This window comes from Streptomyces sp. NPDC102441 (genome assembly GCF_044765585.1).
In the GTDB taxonomy this organism is placed as follows: Bacteria; Actinomycetota; Actinomycetes; order Streptomycetales; family Streptomycetaceae; genus Streptomyces.
Window position 1 is genome coordinate 113,920 of record NZ_JBIWKH010000002.1, and the last position, 16,842, is coordinate 130,761.

15 protein-coding genes are annotated in these 16,842 nt (G+C 71.5%); 6 read left to right on the top strand and 9 right to left on the bottom strand.

Going from position 1 to position 16,842, the window contains the following annotated elements:
- Positions 1 to 40 precede the first annotated feature (40 nt).
- The 9 genes from ACIREO_RS04060 to ACIREO_RS04100 form a co-directional block, all read right to left on the bottom strand.
- Positions 41 to 1,081, bottom strand: coding sequence for a glutamate ABC transporter substrate-binding protein (locus tag ACIREO_RS04060; protein WP_404104697.1), 1,041 nt, complete (start codon positions 1,079 to 1,081; stop codon positions 41 to 43).
- 11 nt (positions 1,082 to 1,092) lie between these two features.
- Positions 1,093 to 2,484, bottom strand: coding sequence for a hypothetical protein (locus ACIREO_RS04065; RefSeq protein ID WP_404104700.1), 1,392 nt, complete (start codon positions 2,482 to 2,484; stop codon positions 1,093 to 1,095).
- Between the two features lie 288 nt (positions 2,485 to 2,772).
- The gene (locus ACIREO_RS04070) at positions 2,773 to 3,741 is read right to left on the bottom strand and encodes an N-acetylglucosamine kinase (RefSeq protein WP_404104703.1); all 969 of its coding nucleotides are present in this window, start codon (positions 3,739 to 3,741) and stop codon (positions 2,773 to 2,775) included.
- The gene (locus ACIREO_RS04075) at positions 3,732 to 4,997 is read right to left on the bottom strand and encodes a 6-phospho-beta-glucosidase (protein WP_404104706.1); all 1,266 of its coding nucleotides are present in this window, start codon (positions 4,995 to 4,997) and stop codon (positions 3,732 to 3,734) included. Before ACIREO_RS04075 ends, ACIREO_RS04070 begins: the two co-directional genes overlap by 10 nt.
- Positions 4,998 to 5,002: 5 nt before the next feature.
- On the bottom strand, positions 5,003 to 5,911 hold the full coding sequence (locus ACIREO_RS04080) for a carbohydrate ABC transporter permease (RefSeq protein ID WP_404104708.1): 909 nt from the start codon (positions 5,909 to 5,911) through the stop codon (positions 5,003 to 5,005).
- 1 nt (position 5,912) lies between these two features.
- Entirely contained in the window at positions 5,913 to 6,911 is a 999-nt protein-coding gene (locus ACIREO_RS04085; RefSeq protein ID WP_404104711.1) for a carbohydrate ABC transporter permease, read from the bottom strand.
- Between the two features lie 11 nt (positions 6,912 to 6,922).
- Positions 6,923 to 8,263, bottom strand: coding sequence for an ABC transporter substrate-binding protein (locus ACIREO_RS04090; RefSeq protein ID WP_404104714.1), 1,341 nt, complete (start codon positions 8,261 to 8,263; stop codon positions 6,923 to 6,925).
- A 143-nt stretch (positions 8,264 to 8,406) separates the two neighbouring features.
- A complete protein-coding gene (locus ACIREO_RS04095) occupies positions 8,407 to 9,567 on the bottom strand; it encodes an ROK family transcriptional regulator (RefSeq protein ID WP_404104717.1) in 1,161 nt (386 codons plus the stop codon).
- Between the two features lie 147 nt (positions 9,568 to 9,714).
- Positions 9,715 to 10,776, bottom strand: a complete 1,062-nt coding sequence (locus tag ACIREO_RS04100) for a mechanosensitive ion channel family protein (protein ID WP_404104719.1) — start codon at positions 10,774 to 10,776, stop codon at positions 9,715 to 9,717.
- 316 nt (positions 10,777 to 11,092) lie between these two features.
- On the opposite strand from ACIREO_RS04100, the gene ACIREO_RS04105 reads away from it, so the two are divergent.
- The 6 genes from ACIREO_RS04105 to alc all read left to right on the top strand — a co-directional run bounded on the left by ACIREO_RS04105 (position 11,093) and on the right by alc (position 16,758).
- A complete protein-coding gene (locus ACIREO_RS04105; protein WP_104785722.1) occupies positions 11,093 to 11,629 on the top strand; it encodes an HNH endonuclease in 537 nt (178 codons plus the stop codon).
- A gap of 205 nt (positions 11,630 to 11,834) precedes the next feature.
- Positions 11,835 to 12,149 (top strand): hypothetical protein, encoded by a 315-nt coding sequence (locus ACIREO_RS04110; RefSeq protein ID WP_404104721.1) that lies wholly within the window; start codon positions 11,835 to 11,837, stop codon positions 12,147 to 12,149.
- A complete protein-coding gene (malQ, locus tag ACIREO_RS04115) occupies positions 12,150 to 14,303 on the top strand; it encodes a 4-alpha-glucanotransferase (protein WP_404104724.1) in 2,154 nt (717 codons plus the stop codon).
- Positions 14,304 to 14,341: 38 nt separating this feature from the next.
- On the top strand, positions 14,342 to 14,554 hold the full coding sequence (locus ACIREO_RS04120) for a hypothetical protein (RefSeq protein WP_277335962.1): 213 nt from the start codon (positions 14,342 to 14,344) through the stop codon (positions 14,552 to 14,554).
- Positions 14,555 to 14,632: 78 nt separating this feature from the next.
- Positions 14,633 to 15,553 (top strand): LysR substrate-binding domain-containing protein, encoded by a 921-nt coding sequence (locus tag ACIREO_RS04125; protein WP_404104727.1) that lies wholly within the window; start codon positions 14,633 to 14,635, stop codon positions 15,551 to 15,553.
- A 59-nt stretch (positions 15,554 to 15,612) separates the two neighbouring features.
- Complete coding sequence (alc, locus tag ACIREO_RS04130; RefSeq protein WP_404104730.1) at positions 15,613 to 16,758, top strand: allantoicase; 1,146 nt, start codon at positions 15,613 to 15,615, stop codon at positions 16,756 to 16,758.
- Positions 16,759 to 16,842 lie beyond the last annotated feature (84 nt).

Here is a 16,842-nt window from a genome sequence, read left to right on the forward strand (position 1 = left end):
CTCTCCGTTCGTGCCGCCGGGCCGGAAGGCCCGGACAGGTTCAGTTGCTACGGTATTTGGGTGCCGGGGGGCCCTCGATGCCGGGCAGCCCCTCCGCGAGCCAGGCGCGGTACGACTTCATCCAGGGGCTCTGCGCACCGCCCCGGCGGTATTCGACCAGCACCTGGTTGACCCGGGCGACCAGGTCGTCGGCGCCGAGCTTCGCGGCGACGCCGTAGTACTCGGTGGTGAACGGCGCGTCGCCCTTGAGCTCCACCGCCGGGTCCTGGGCCGCCTGCCCGGCCGCCAGGGCGTTGTCCGTGACCACCGCGTCGACCTCGCCGAGCTGTAGCCGCACCAGGCAGTCCAGCTGGTTGGGGACGGTCAGCTGGTCCTCGTCCAGCTCGGTGCCGTCGTGCTCGTCCTTGAAGATCGCGCCGAAGGACTTCTCGTCCAGCGCGTCGTACGCCGTCGAACCCTCCGCCGTGCAGACCCGCTTGCCCTTGAGCGACTCGTCGTAACCGCTGATCGTGGACTCCTTGGGCGCCAGGACCTGCTGGCCGGCCTGGAAGTAGGCCGTGGAGAACGCGACCTGCTCGGCGCGCTTGCAGTTGATCGTCATCGTGCGGACGACGACGTCGACCTTGTCGCTCTCCAGCGCGGCGATGCGCTGGTTGGTGGGAATGGCACGGAAGATCACCGCGTCGCGGTCGCCCAGGATGTTCTCGGCGATGGCCCGCACGAGGTCGATGTCGAAGCCTTCGAGCGTGCCGGACCGGACCTCCGGGTTCCGGTAGCCCCACCGGAAGCTGTTCTGGTCCACACCGGCCACCAGTTTGCCGCGCTTCCTGATCTTCTCGATGCTCGGGCCGTCGTCGCCCGACGCCGGCAGGCTCGCCTCGGGGTCCTTGCACTCCCCGGCCTTCACGGGCACCGCGGAGGTGGCGCCCGGGCCCGTGTCCAGCCCGCCCAGCGCCCCCTCGCCGTGTGCCAGCGGCAGCAGGGTGAGCGAGGCCGTGACGACGCAGGCCACCGCCATGCCCGTCACACCGCCCCAGCCGCGCAGCCTGCCGCGCGCAACCCAGCCCTTGGCCCTGGTCATCGCTCGTCCCCTCACCGGTACTCCGAGAGCCTGCGGTTGACCCCTACTATCGCGCCGGCCGCGCCCAGCACGGCGAGGACGGCGGCACCGGCCGGCAGCCCGCCCAGCGCCCCGCGGCCGTCCTCGGCCGCCGCGTCGAACTGGCCCTGTTCGTGGGCGAGTGCCGTCTCCAGCGCGTCGTCGACCCTCTCGAAGGACTCACCCGTGGAGTTCTTCGGGTCGATGATCTGCAACAGCGCGCTGTCGTAGTCGCCCTGGTCGTCGGTCGCCCGGGCCTTCTTGTGGCGTTCCTGCCACTCGGACACGCTGGTGACTGCGGCCTTCACGGGCTCGCGTCCCGTGGAGTCGTCGCCGGCGAGCTTCTGCGCGCTCGCGAGCTGTGTGCCGAGCGCCTTCATGCCCGCGCTGTAGTCGGTCTCGTACTTGTCCCGTGTGCCGTCCGGGGTGAGAACGGCACCTCGGGCGACCAGCGTGAGGTTCTCGTTGGCGCGTGCCTTCAGGGAGTTGATCCTGGCCTTGTTGAGGACGTCGAGTGACTGCTGTCCGTTCACCATCGCGCTCCGCAGTTCCGCCCGGGCCACCGTGTGCCCCACGGCCAGCCACAGCAGTACCACCGTGGCCGCGGCCGTCGCGGCGAGCAGCCCGTGGTTGAAGACGCGGTTCGTCCTGCGGTAGTTGCGCCGCTGCATCCACACCAGGGCGGCCAGCGCCACCATGCCGACGGCCAGTGAGAGGAAGGGCCAACTGCGCGCGTCGGACGAGTCGGTGGAGAGCCGGCCGGTCTCCGCCGCGTACAGCCGCTCGGCCGCCGGGAGGATCTCGTTCGTCATCTTCTGGTTGGCGTACCGGAGGTAGGCGCCGCCGAGCGGCAGTCCCTGCCGGTTGTTGGCCCTGGCCCGCTCGATCAGACCCGTGTACTCGGGAAGCAGCTCACCCAGCGTGGTGATCTCCTGGTGCGACGAGGTCGAGGCATCGGCGCTCGCCGCGGCCTTCACCAGCAGCCGGGAGGCCTCCTTGACGTCCGCGTCGTACTTCTTGAGCACACCCGGGGGCTCCTGCGCCCCGGCCAGGAAGCCGCTCGCCGCCATCGTGTCCGCGTCGGCCAGCGAGCGGTAGATGCTCGCGGCGTCCGCGCTCAGCGGCTGACTGCGGGTCACCACGTCGTCGGCGGACGACGCCCGCCCGGAGACCTCCGTGACGGTGACCGCCCCGAACACCACGACCAGCAGGGCCAGTACGGCGCCGATGATCTGCAGTCTGCCCGGCTCGGTCGTCGCCGCGGCGCGCAGCCGTTCGGCAGCCGCGGACGGGACACCACGGCGCTGCGCGGGTACGGTCACGGGCGCGGACGGCACGTCCGGCTCCGGCTCCCGCAGCGCGGTCCCGCTCGGCGGGTATGTCACTTGACCTCCCCCTCGGTCATGACGACGGCGGGCCCCCGGCCGATCGGGGGACGACTCGTCCTGGCCAGAAGTATGGCCCCCGGAGACGCAGTCCACCAGGAATGCCCGGATCCCGCCCCGTCCCCCGTATTCGATCAGGACGAGCGCAGGCGATCAAGGCGGTCGGCCGGGCGGGCCTCCGAGCGGACTGATCTCTTCACCATGAACACGTTCGGGGCAGGTGATCGGTTCCCGTAAGGAGGGGCGCCCCGCGCCGCACGGCGACGGGACGCCCGGCCCCTCCGGCCCTCAGGCGTACTGCGCCCGCAGCCTGTTGTACGCGGCGGGCGCAGCCCCCGTGTGGTCCAGACCCAGCAGCCCGGCGCCCAGCACCGGCGGAGCCGAGACGACCCGCACCACCGCTTTCGGGGCGCGCACGGCGAGGAGCTCCGCGATCCGGTCGTCCAGGGCGGGGTGGCGGGCCGCCAGCACGCTGCCGCCCAGCACCACCGGTACCTCGTCCTCCAGCAGGCCGAGCCGGTCCAGCGAGACGGAGGCCATCACCACGACCTCGTCGCCGAGCCGGTCCACCAGACCGCGCGCGATCCGGTCACCGGCCGCACCGGTGGAGAACAGCACCGGTGTCAGCTCGTGCCGGCGTGCGTACGGGATGTGCCCCAGGTGGAGCGCCTCGATCAGCGCGTACATCGTGTCGAGCCCGAAGTGCCCCGGCAGGGTCCGCGTCAGCTCGGTCGGCTCGCCGCGGCCGTCCTCGGCTCTCGCCGCGAACCACATCGCCTCCTCGGCCAGCCCCGAACCGCCGCCCCAGTCACCGGAGATCCGCCCGATCGCGGGGAAGCGGGCGGTCGCCCCGTCCGGCCGCATGCCGACGCAGTTGATCCCCGCGCCGCACACCACGGCCACGCCGCGGGGCTCGTCGACCCCCGCGCGCAGTATCGCGAAGGTGTCGTTGCGCACCTCCACGGTGCCGCCCCAGCCACGGGCGCCCAGCGCCTCGGCCAACTCACTCTCCTCGACCGGGAGATCCGCGTTGGCGAGGCAGGCCGACACATGGTCGACGCGGTCGGCCCCCGCCTGCGCGAGGGCGGGCCGGACAGCCTCCGCCAGCCCGTCGACGGCCGTGCCGATCCCGACGATCGGAGGCTGGAAGCCACCCCCGCGTCCGGTGCCGAGGATGGTCCCGTCGGCACCGATCACGGCCACGTCGGTCTTGCTGTTGCCCGCGTCGATCGCGAGCACATGTGCGGTCAGGCCCACGCCAGGTGCTCCCGGTTGTGCGCGATCAGCTTGTCGGTGAGCGCCTCGGCGTACTCGAACTGGCCGATCAGGGGGTGGGCCATCAGTGCCTTGAACACCCGGTCACGGCCGCCGCGCAGCGCGGCGTCCAGGGCCAGGTCCTCGTACGCCGTCACGTTGGCGATCAGCCCGGCGTACAGCGGGTCGAGCGCCGGGACCGCGAGCGGGGTGGCGCCCGTGCCGTCCACGCGGGCCTGCGTCTCGATCACCGCGTCGTCCGGCAGGAACGGCAGCGTCCCCTTGTTGTACGTGTTGACCACCTGCACCGCGGAGCCGCCCCCGCCGAGCAGCGCGGACGCGAGGTCGACGGCCGCCTCCGAGTAGAAGGCACCGCCCCGCTTGCCCAGCAGCGCCGGCTTCTCGTCCAGGGCCGGGTCGCCGTACATCTCCAGGAGTTCCTTCTCCATCGCGGCGACCTCGGCCGCGCGGGACGGCTTCGTGCCCAGCTCCCGCACGACCTCGTCGTGGGCGTAGAAGTACCGCAGGTAGTACGAGGGGACCACGCCGAGGCGGTCGACGATCTGCCGGGGCATGCGAAGGTCGCCGGCGATCGCGTCACCGTGTTCCGCGAGCAGCTTCGGCAGGACGTTCTCGCCGTCCGGGCCGCCCAGGCGCACCCCGAGCTCCCAGGTCAGGTGGTTGAGCCCGACATGGTCGAGGTACACCTCGCCCGGCGTCACGCCGAGCAGCGCGGCGAACTTCCGCTGGAAGCCGATCGCCACGTTGCACAGACCGACGGCCTTGTGCCCGGCCTGGAGCAGCGCCCGGGTGACGATCCCGACCGGGTTGGTGAAGTCGATGATCCAGGCGTCGGGACTGGTGCGGCGCACCCGCTCGGCGATGTCGAGGACGACCGGCACGGTACGGAGCGCCTTCGCGAGACCGCCCGCCCCGGTGGTCTCCTGGCCGACGCAGCCGCATTCGAGCGGCCACGTCTCGTCCTGGTTGCGGGCGGCCTGCCCGCCGACGCGGAGCTGGAGCAGCACCGCGTCGGCGCCTGCGACCCCGGCGTCCAGGTCGGAGGTGGTGACGATCCGGCCGGGGTGGCCCTGCTTGGCGAAGATCCGCCGCGCCAGGCCGCCGACCAGCTCCAGCCGGTCGGCCGCCGGGTCGACGAGCACGAGCTCCTCGACCGGCAGGGTGTCCCGCAGCCGCGCGAAACCGTCGATCAGTTCGGGGGTGTAGGTGGACCCGCCGCCAACTACTGCGAGCTTCATGCTTCTCAGCCCTTTACTCCGGTGAGGGTGACGCCTTCTACGAAGGCCTTCTGTGCGAAGAAGAACACGATGATGACCGGCGCCATGACGAGCAGGGTCGCGGCCATCGTCAGGTTCCAGTTGACCGCGTGGGCGCTCTTGAAGGACTCCAGGCCGTAGCTCAGGGTCCAGGCGCCCGGATTCTGCGCGGCGTAGATCTGCGGTCCGAAGTAGTCGTTCCAGCAGTAGAAGAACTGGAAGAGCGCGATGGCCGCGATGCCCGGCTTGGCCATCGGTACGACGATCTTGAGCAGTGTGCGGAACTCACCGCATCCGTCGACCTTCGCCGATTCGATGTACTCCTGCGGAATGGTGAGCAGGAACTGCCGCAGCAGGAAGATCGAGTAGGCGTCGCCGAACGCCATGGGGATGATCAGCGGCCACAGCGAGCCCGAGAGGTGGAACTGCTGGGCCCACACGAGGTACATCGGGATGATGATGACCTGCGGCGGAAGCATCATCGTGGAGATGACGAGGATCATCGCCGTACGCCTGCCACGGAAACGGAACTTGGCCAGCGCGTAGGCCACCGGCACCGAGGAACACACCGTGAACACGGTGCCCAGCAGTGCGTACATCAGCGAGTTGCGCCACCAGTCGAGGAAACCGGGGGTGTGGAACACGGTCGAGTAGTTCGACCAGTTCCAGGAGTCCGGCCACAGTTCGCCGCTCATCGCCTGCCCGTCGCTCATCACCGAGGTGAGGAAGACGAAGACGAACGGGAGGACGAAGAACAGGGCGAGCGCGACGGCCACGGAGTGGACCGCGATCCAGTTCAGGACCCGCTTACGGCGGTGTCTCGCGGCGTCGGAGCCGCTCGGGCGGCTCGCCACCGCGGTGTCCGGCCTGGTGAGGGTGGTGGTGGTCGTGGTCATCTCAGTCCTCCGCCGGGATGAGGCCGACGCTCTTGCGCATCAGCAGAAGGGTGACGGCCATGGCGATGGCGAAGAGCACCAGCGAGAGGACGCAGGCGGCACCGGTGTTGAAGTTCTGGAAGCCCATCGAGTACACGAGCTGCGGCACCGTCAGGGTGGAGTGGTCCGGGTAGCCGGGCTGGATCACCGTGCCGGGGCCGATGGAGACGCCGGAGGCGAGCTTCCCGGCGACGAGGGCCTGTGTGTAGTACTGCATCGTCTGCACGACGCCGGTGACGACGGCGAACAGCACGATCGGGGTGATGGCGGGCCAGGTGACGTAGCGGAACTTCGTCCAGGCGCCCGCGCCGTCCAGGTCGGCGGCCTCGTACTGTTCCTTCGGCACGTCCAGCAGCGAGGCCATGAAGATGACCATCAGGTCGCCGATGCCCCACAGGGAGAGCAGCACCAGCGAGGGCTTCGACCAGTTCGGGTCGTTGAACCAGCTCGGGCCGTGCAGACCGATCCACGAGAGGACCTCGTTGACCGGCCCGGTGGACGGGTTGAGGAGGAAGACGAAGGCGACGGTGGCCGCGACCGGCGGGGCCAGGTACGGGATGTAGAAGGCCGTTCGGAACAGCCCGACCCCTGTCTTGATCTTCGTGATCAGCAGGCCGATACCGAGACCGAACACCACGCGCAGCGCGACCATCACGACGACCAGCCACAGCGTGTTCCACAGGGCCGGGCCGAACAGCGGCATCTGCTCCAGCACGTACTTCCAGTTCCGCAGCCCGACGAAGGTGGGCTCCTTGATCTGGTTGTAGTGCATGAAGGAGAAGTAGACGGTCGCGATCAGCGGGTAGCCGAAGAAGACCGAGAAGCCGACCAGCCAGGGCGAGAGGAATCCCAGGGTGCGCAGCCGTTCGCGGTTCCGCTTGCGCCGCAGAGGGGAGTTGCGGGGGTTCGGTTCGGTTCCCCGTCCGGCGGACTTCGCCGAGGTGGAGAGGGAAAGTGCCATGACTCGGCTCCTCAGTTTTCCGACTGGAGGTTGTCGGCGTCGATCTGCTCGTCGAGTTCCTTCAGGGCGCCGTGCAGGTCCTTGGTCCTGCCCGCCTCGACGGACTGCGAGAAGTCCATGAACGAGGTGATGTACTGACCGCCGTTGTTCGAGGGCGGAACGGCCTGGCTGTGCGGGTTCTGCGCGATCCCGATGAAGGTCCGGAAGGCCGGATCCGCGTCCAGGTCAGGTGACTTGAGCGCCTCGAAGGTGGACGGCACGTTGTGGATCGCGTTGGCGAAGTGGACGACGGCATCGGTGTCGGTCGTCAGGTACTTCACCAGCTCCCACGCCGCGTTCTGGTGTCGGCTGCTGTGCGCGATACCGGCGACGGTGCCCGTCAGATAGCCGCGTCCGTAGGTGTCCGCCTGGTCGTCGGGGACCGGCAGCGGTGCGACACCCCAGTCGAAGTCCGCCTTGGCCTCGTCGAGCATCAGCCCGCGCCACTCGCCGTCCAGGTGCATGGCGAGCTTGCCGGTCAGGAAGCCGTTCTGGGACGACATCTCGTCACCGAAGCCGGCGCGCAGCTTCTCCATGGCGCCGTAGCCGCCCTGCGCGTCGGACAGACCGCGCATGGCGGTGAAGAACTCCTCGGTCCTGGGCTCCTCGGCGAGCCGCGCCTTGCCCTCGCCGTCGAAGTACTCCGGACCCCACTGCGCGAACATCCGGTCGGGGGAGTTCTGGTAGAGCTGGAAGTTCGGCATGAAACCGGCGCGTTCCAGCGAGCCGTCCTTCTTCTTCCGTGTCAGCTTGACCGCGTCGGCCCTCATCTCGGACATGGTGTGCGGAGGCCGGCTGATGCCCGCCTCCTCGAAGGCGTCCTTGTTGTAGTACATGCCGAACGCGTCGGCGAGCAGGGGTGACGCGCACTGCACACCCTCGTACTGCGTGTAGTCGAGCAGGGTCTTCGGGAAGATCTTCGCCTTGTCGATCCCGCTCTTCTTCAGGAAGGGGTCGAGATCCGCCCACATGCCGGAGGAGCAGTACTGGCCGACGTTGTTCGTGGTGAACGAGGTGACGACGTCGGGGGCGTCGCCACCGCCCGCCCGCAGCGCCTGGTTGATCGTCTCGTCGCTCACGTTGCCGGTGGAGACGACGTCGATGTTGGGGTGGAGCTTCTCGAACCGGGCGATGTTCTCGTTGATCGCCTCGACCTCGCCGGGCGCCGACCACCCGTGCCAGAACCTCAGCGTGACCGGCTTCGTGGGGTCGTCGGTGTTGCTGCCGGTGCTCGGATTCGCGCAGCCGGACAGCAGCAACGCGGCTGCGCCGAGCGCCAGGGGCACGCGGGTACGAATGCGCCGTAGCGCCATGGCGGACTTCCTCTGCGGGGAGAAGGGACGGGCGGTGGAACGTGGAGGTACGGCTGGGGGCCGGGGCGCGCGAGGCTCACCGGGCATGGGGGTGCCGTACGGACCACCCGGTACGGGCGGCACGGGGCGGCGTCGGACGGGTCTCAGGCGGTGTCGAAGGTTCTGTCGCGCGCCTGGGCGAGGGCGGTTCGCAGCGCGCCGGTCAGGATCGGGTCGCCCTGGATGTCGCTGATGCGGAGCAGCGGCCTGGGCAGGGCCAGCCCGGTCATCTCGGCCTCCACCCGCTCGCGGAGCTCCTCCCCGCCGGCCTGGGCCACCAGGCCGGAGAGGACGACCAGCTCGGGGTCGACCACGGCGACCACGGAGGCGAGCCCGGCGGCCAGCCTGCGGGCGACCTCCGCGCGCACCGCCTCGTCGGCGAGAGCTTCCGCCAGCGGCCTGCCTCCGGCCAGGTCACGTACGGCGGGGGAGGAGACCTGGCTCTGGAAGCCGCCCCCCGCGTCCGGAGCCGCCCAGTCGGCCGCGCCGCCCCGGGCGAGCGGTGCGCCCGGCAGCGGCATGTAGCCGATCTCCCCCGCGCCGCCTGTGGCGCCGCGCAGGAGGGTGCCGCCCAGCACGATCGCGGCGCCGACGCCCTCGTCGAGCCAGGCGAGCACGAAGTGGTCGTGGTCCTGCGCGGCACCCTCGTACTGCTCGGCGACGGCGGCGAGGTTCACGTCGTTCTCGATGACGACGGGCCTGCCGACCACCTCGGCGAGGTCGGCGAGCAGGGTGCGTGAGTGCCAGCCGGGCAGATGGGGCGCGTAGCGCAGCTGCCCGGTGTGCGGGTCCATCGCGCCGGGAGTACCCACCACCACGGCGGCGAGGTCGTCATGGCCGAGACCGGTCGGACGCAGCGCGCCGTCCACGGCCTCGGCGACGAGCTGGGCTGTGCGGTGGCGTACGTCCTCCGCGACCGCCTCGGCCTCCACACGGCAGGAGCCGACCACCGTGCCGGTGATGTCGGCGACCACGGCGTCGATCCCGGTGGGCCCGACGGAGAGCGCCGCGACATGGGCGGAGTCCGGGTTGATCTCGTAGAGCACGGCGTTCGGCCCGGGGCGCCCGCTCTGGCTGCCCGTGGAGCGGACCAGACCCGCCTCCTCCAGACGCGCCAGCAGCTGGGAGGCGGTGGGCTTGGAGAGCCCGGTCAGCTCGCCGATGCGCGTGCGGGTGAGGGGCCCCTGGGCGACCAGGAGATCGAGCGCCGCCCGGTTGTTCATGGCACGCAGAACGCTGGGGGTGCCTGGTGTGGTTCCGGCCATGGACGACGCGCCTGCCTCTATTAGGAAACTTTCCTATCGGTGAGAGGAAGGTATGGGCGGCGTCACCGGGCCGTCAATGGGAAGCGCCCCCGAGGCAACCAAAGCGTTACCTGCGGGGGCGCTGTGCGCACCGGACGTCTCAGCCGGTCACTTCGCCAGGTTGGTTGGCGGTATCGGGGTCGCCGCCAGCGACTGCGGCGACGTCGCCGACGCGTACGCCGAGGGGGCCGCCACGCTCGCCGTCGGGTCGGCGGCGTCCCCGTCCGCCTGGAGGGGGAGGGTGCCGATCATCCGGATGCCGGCGGCGTCCAGTGCCAGCTTGATGCGCCAGCGCAGCTCGCGCTCGACGCCCAGGGCCTTGCCGGGCATGGTCTTCGCCGTGACCCGCAGGGTCATCGAGTCGAGCAGCACCGCGTCCAGGCCGAGCATCTCCACCGGGCCCCACAGCTGCTCCGACCAGGGCTCTTCCTTGGTCATGGTCTCGCCCGCGCCGGTGATCGCCTTGCGGACGAGCTCCAGGTCCTCCATGGGGCGGACCGTGACGTCGACACCGGCCGTGGACCAGCCCTGGCTGAGGTTGCCGATCCGCTTCACCTCGCCGTTGCGCACGTACCAGATCGCGCCGTTGTCACCGCGCAGCTTGGTGACCCGCAGACCGACCTCGATGACCTCACCGGAGGCGACACCGGCGTCGATCTGGTCGCCGACGCCGTACTGGTCCTCAAGGATCATGAAGACGCCCGAGAGGAAGTCGGTGACGAGGTTGCGCGCGCCGAAGCCCAGCGCCACACCGGCGACCCCCGCGGAGGCCAGCAGAGGGGCCAGATTGATCTGGAAGGCGCCCAGGATCATCAGGGCCGCGGTGCCGAGGATCAGGAACGACGTGACCGAGCGGAGCACGGAGCCGATGGCCTCGGAGCGCTGGCGGCGGCGTTCCGCGTTGACCAGCAGGCCGCCGAGTGCCGTGCCCTCCACCGCCTGGGCGCTGCGGTTCATCCGGTCGATGAGGTTGGTCAGGGCGCGCCGGATCAGGTAGCGCAGCACGATCGCGATGGCCGCGATGAGGACGATACGGAGACCGGTGTTCAGCCAGGTGGACCAGTTCTCCTCGACCCAGCCTGCGGCGTTCCCGGCCCGCTCGGCGGCTTCGTCCAGCGAGCCCGCGGCCCCGGGGGACGGGGCCGCGGCCAGGAGGGCGGACAGGGGCACGGCGGGGACCTCCATATGGGGGACAGCAGACCAACCAGAGTAACGAAGCGGGGGCACCGGTTCGTTGCCGTCGGGGAGGGAGACACACGTCTCACCCCGGGGCGCACGGGGTGTGGCCGATCCCACAGCGGGTCCCGCGGCCCTGCTGGAGCACCTGTTCCGGTGTGCCCGGGGCGTGCGGACGGACGGCGGTGAGAAAAATCCTCCCGGCCCGTTACCCGCACGTGGTGGCGCTCGGACCAGGCATGAGGAGAGACTGAGATCGGATCGTCCCGGCGCGAGCCACGCGTCGCCGGCGTACAAGGAGGCATCCACCGTGCCGCACGTCCTGGTTCTCAACGCTTCGTACGAGCCGCTCGGCGTCGTACCACTCCGCCGCGCGCTCGTCCTCGTCCTCGAGAACAAGGCCATCTGCCTCGAGGAGTCCGGCGCCTTCATGCACAGTGCCACCCGTGCTGTGCCCGCGCCCAGCGTCGTCCGCCTCAAGCGGTTCGTACGGGTCCCCTACAGGGGGCCCGTTCCCCTCACGCGCCGGGCGCTCTTCGCGAGGGACGGGGGCCGCTGCATGTACTGCGGGGCCGCCGCGACCAGCGTCGACCATGTCATCCCGCGCAGCCGCGGCGGGCAGCACGCCTGGGACAACGTGGTGGCGGCCTGCCGCCGCTGCAACCACGTCAAGGCGGACCGTCATCTGCCCGAGCTGGGCTGGCGGCTGCGCCACCAGCCGGCGCCGCCCAGTGGTCTCGCCTGGCGGATCATCGGGACCGGGCACCGGGATCCGCGCTGGCTGCCCTATCTGCAGCCGTTCGGCGCGGACGACGTGATGGCCCGGATCGACGGCGTCTCCGCCTGAGGGATGTGCCGCCGTGTGGCGCGCGGCCGGGACGGCCAGGACCGCCGACTGGCTGAAAACGGCCCATATCTGGCGTTCCGGGGAACGAAGTGTGACCCACGGCACGTTGGGCTCGTTGTCATAACGCCTATGTCACGTCCACGCCTGCTCCCGCGCCTGCTGGGTAGGTCTGCTGTGTCCTGTTGTCCACGGCCAGGAGGCCGACATGCCCGCTTCCGCGCAGCTTCTGCCCTCCGTCCTTTCCAAACAGGTGCCGAGCCTCACGGGTCCCGATCCGCTGGCAGGCGCGACGTCCCCGACCCTCACCGCCCCTCCGATGATCAGTGAGCTGCCGCTCGCGGAGGTCGCCCACCTGACCGGCGAATCCGCGTTCGCCGACAGCGCCCCGCTCACCAGCGAGCCTCCGCTCGCCGACGCCACACCCCTCACGAGCGAGCCACCGCTCGCCGCCGTCGCCCCTCTGACCAGCGAGCCGACAGCACCCGGCACCGCAGGGGGCATGGAGTCCCCAGGAGTCTGAATGGGCTTGTCCCGGCTCGCCGCACTGCACGGCGTCGCCACCTCCTTCTCCCCGTCCGCGGATGTCACGGTGTCCGTCCCCGACGACACGGTCACGGCCGTGCTCGCCGCGCTGGGCGTCGACGCCGCCACTCCCGCGGAGGTACGGAGATCACTCGCCGCAGCCGAATCGGCAGCGGCCTCCCGACTGCTCCCGCCGACGGTGGTGACCTGGTCGGGAGAGCCGCTGCCGGCCGCGCTCACCGCACTGCCGCCCGGTGCGCTCCTGACCGTCGACCCCGAACCGGGGGCCACCGGCGCGCGCTCGCCCCTGCGCATGAGGGTGCTCCCAGCGCCCGCCCCCGCCCCGGACGCGAGCACGCCGCGGACACCGTCCTGGTGGACCGAGCCGCCGCTGGGTGTACACCGGCTGACCGTGCGCACCCCGGACCACCGCCACGCCACCGTCACGCTCGTCGTCGCCCCGGACCGCGTGCCCCAGCCACCCGCGCGGACGCACGGCTTCCTCGTCCAGCTCTACTCCATGCTGTCCGCCCGCTCCTGGGGCATGGGTGACCTCTCCGACCTGGCCGACCTCGCCGCCTGGGCGGGACGGACCCTGGGCAGCGGTTTCGTCCAGGTCAACCCGCTGCACGCCGCCGTGCCTGGCAGCCCCACCGACCCGTCCCCGTACCGCCCCTCCTCGCGCCGCTTCCCCGACCCGGTCCATCTGCACATCGAGTCGATCCCGGAGTACGGCCATGTCTCCGAGCCGGGCAGAGCGGCCCTGGACGACCTGCGCCAGGAAGCCGCGGCCCTGCGCGAGGCCGTGCTGAACAAGGGCGCGCTGATCGACCGGGACGCCGTGTGGGCGCTCAAGAGGCAGGCCCTGGAGATCGTCCACGAGGTCCCCCTGACCCCCGGCCGCCGCGCCGCCTACTGCGACTTCCTCGCCGGACAGGGACAGGCCCTGGAGGACCACGCCCTGTGGTGCGCCCTGGCCGAGGTGCACGGCCCCCGGTGGCGCACCTGGCCCGAGGGGCTGCGGGACCCCCGCTCCCCGCAGAGCGCCCGTGCCCGCACCGAGCTCCTGGACCGGGTCGACTTCCACTGCCGGCTCGCCTGGCTCACGGACACCCAGCTCGCCGCGGCCCAGAGCGCCGCACGGGACTCCGGGATGGCCGTCGGGATCGTCCATGACCTCGCCGTCGGCGTCCATCCCGACGGCGCCGACACCTGGGCGCAGCAGGACGCCTTCGCACAGGGCATGTCCGTGGGCGCGCCCCCCGACGCCTTCAACGCGCACGGCCAGGACTGGGGCCTGCCCCCCTGGCGCCCCGACGCCCTCGCGGCGTCCGGCTACGCCCCCTACCGCCACCTCCTGCGCGGTCTCCTCGCCCATGCCGGAGCGCTGCGCATCGACCACGTCATGGGCCTCTTCCGGCTCTGGTGGGTGCCTGAGGGGCTCCCGCCCACCGAGGGGGCGTATGTCGGCCAGGACGCCGAGGCGATGCTCGCCGTCCTCGTCCTGGAGGCGCACCGGGCCGGTGCCGTCGTCATAGGGGAGGACCTCGGCACCGTCGAGCCCGGCGTACGCGAGGCGCTCGCCCGGCGCGGGGTGCTCGGCACCTCCGTGCTCTGGTTCGAGCGCGACTGGAACGGCAGGGGGCGGCCGCTCGCCCCCGAGAAGTGGCGCGAGGGCTGCGTGGCCACAGCGACCACCCACGATCTGCCGTCCACCGCCGCCCGGCTGACGGGCGAGCACGTGACGCTCCGCCACCGGCTCGGGCTGCTCGCTCGGAGCCTGGAGCAGGAGCTGGCCGAGGACGCCGCCGACACCGCCGAGTGGCTGGCCTGCCTGGCCCGCCTCCGGCTGCTGCCCGAGGGCGAGGGGGACGAGGAGGCGGCCGTCCGCGCCGTCCACCGCTTCCTGCTGCGCACCCCCGCCCGGATGGCCGGGGTCTGGCTCCCGGACACGGTGGGCGACCGCCGTCCGCAGAACCTCCCCGGGACCTGGGACCAGTACCCCAACTGGCGCCTGCCCATCGCCGATGCGGACGGTCACCCCGTCACCCTGGAGGAGATCACCGCCTCGCCCCGGCTGCACAGGCTGATGGCCGTGATGACGGACGGCCAGGAGCCCCCTACGGCACCCCCGGGCGCGCGCCCCTCGTAGGCGTTCGCTACGTTTGCTCCGTGGACAAGAAGAACGCTATGCGCGCCGGCGCCGTCGCGGCCGGTACGACGCTGATGATGCTGCTCATGTCGTCCCCGGCGCTCGCGCTGACCCGCGACGACGGTGACGACCCGGGCCCGGGTCTGAACGTGCTGGAGACCCTCGGCCTCTACGTCGCGCTCCCGATCGTCCTGTTCCTGGTGATCGTGGGACTCGTCATGGTCCTCGACAAGTCCAAGAAGCAGGCTTAGAACCTCTTCCGAGTGCGCCGCCGGTACCACGTACCGCGCGGCGCATCGGCATGTCCGGGTGGCGGGTAGGTTTCGGCCATGACCGAGTGGGACGTCAAGAAGCTCCGCATCCTGCGCACCCTGCGCGACCGGGGCACGGTCACCGCCACGGCCGAAGCCCTGCTCATGACCCCGTCGGCCGTCTCGCAGCAGCTCACCAACCTCTCCAGGCAGCTCGGCGTCACACTGCTGGAGGCGCAGGGCCGCCGCGTCCGGCTCACCGACGCCGCCCATCTCGTGCTGCGCCACGCCGAGGCGGTCTTCGCCCAGCTGGAGCGGGCCGACGCCGAGCTGACCGGCTATCTGCGGGGCGAGGCGGGCCTGGTGCGGGTCGGCGCCTTCTCGACCGCCGTTCCCGCGCTCGTCGTACCGGCCGTGCGGTTCCTGGAGGCCGGGGGCCGGCCCGGGCCGCAGGTGCGCGTACGGGAGGCGGAGGCGGCCCAGGCCTACGAGCTGCTGTCGGCCGGTGAGGTGGACCTGGCGCTCTCCCTGGCCGCGCACGCCCCGACCGCCCGGGACCCCCGCTTCACCCTGCTGCCGCTGCTGGCCGACCCGCTGGACGTGGCACTGCCCGCCGGCCACCCTCTCGCCGGGGCGCCCGCCCTCCGGCTGGCGGATCTCTCCCGGGAACCCTGGATCTTCGGCGGATCCGGCCCGTGGTCGGAGATCACCACCGCCGCGTGCGAGGCCGCGGGTTTCGTCCCCGAGCAGGCCCACAGCGCCGCCGGCTGGACGGCGATCCTCGCCATGGTGCGGGCGGGCATGGGCGTCGCCCTGATCCCCCGGATGGTCTCGGCCTCCGACCGGCCGCGCGACGGCGTGGAGATGCGGGTCCTGGACGAGGACCGGCCGTACCGCCATGTGGTCGCGGCGGTGCGGCAGGGGGCGGAACGCGGTCCGGCGGTCGCGCGGGTGCTGACGGCGCTCCAGCGGGCGGCGGAGAACGTTCAGCAGAACTGAAAGGACCGTACGAAAACATTCGATGGACCTGATCGGTGGTGCGGCAGCACAGTGGACACATGCCCACCGACAAGATCCAGACGGAGCCCGATTCCAACGACCCGCACGCCAACGACGCGGCCCCCTACGGCGGGGGTGACCCCTACGCCGACTACCGGTCGGACGACTTCCCCTTCACCGAGCTGGTCGACCTCGCGGACCGCCGCCTCGGCGCGGGTGTGATCGCCGCCAACGACGAGTTCTTCGCCGAGCGCGAGAACCTCCTGATCCGCGAGCCCGCCGTCTTCGACCCCGAGCGCTTCGGCCACAAGGGCAAGATCATGGACGGCTGGGAGACCCGACGCCGCCGGGGCGCGGACGCGGACCACCCCTTCCCCGCACCCGAGGACCACGACTGGGCGATCGTCCGGCTGGGCACCCCCGGAATCATCCGCGGCGTCGTCGTGGACACCGCCCACTTCCGCGGCAACTACCCGCAGCGCGTCTCCGTCCAGGCGACGTCGGTGGAAGGCGCCCCCGCGCCGGAGGAGCTCCTCGCCGACGACGTGAAGTGGGAGGAGCTCGTCCCGCCGTCCCCCGTACGCGGCCACGCCGCCAACGGCTTCGAGGTCACGGGCGGCCGTCACTACACCCACCTGCGGATATGCCAGCACCCCGACGGGGGCATCGCCCGCCTCCGCGTCCACGGCGAGGTCGTCCCCGACCCGGCCTGGCTCGCGGCGCTGGGCACGATCGACCTGATCTCGATCCTGAACGGCGGCATGTACGAGGACGCCTCGGACCGCTTCTACTCCTCGCCGGCCCAGATCATCCTGCCCGGCACCTCACGCAAGATGGATGACGGCTGGGAGAACCGCCGCCGCCGGGTCCGCGACACCAACGACTGGGTGCGCTTCCGGCTGCCCGCGCAGGGCGCCGTGCGCGCGGTCGAGATCGACACCGCCTACCTCAAGGGCAACGCGGCCGGCTGGATCGGCCTCCAGGGCCGCGACGGTGAGAGCGGAGAGTGGTTCGAGATCCTCCCGCGCACCCGGCTCCAGCCCGACACCCCGCACCGCTTCGTCCTGGACGCCGAGGCCGTGGTCACCCACGTACGCCTGGACGCCTACCCCGACGGTGGCGTGGCCCGGATGCGCCTGCACGGCTCCCTGACGGAGGCGGGCGCGGCCGAACTGGCCCGGCGCCACGAGCAGTCCAGGCGCTGACGCTCCCGCCCGGCGGGCGGCTGCGCGACAGCGCCTGCCCGCTGGGCGGTTTCCAGAGGCTGCGGGAAGGCCGCGCCGTGGGGA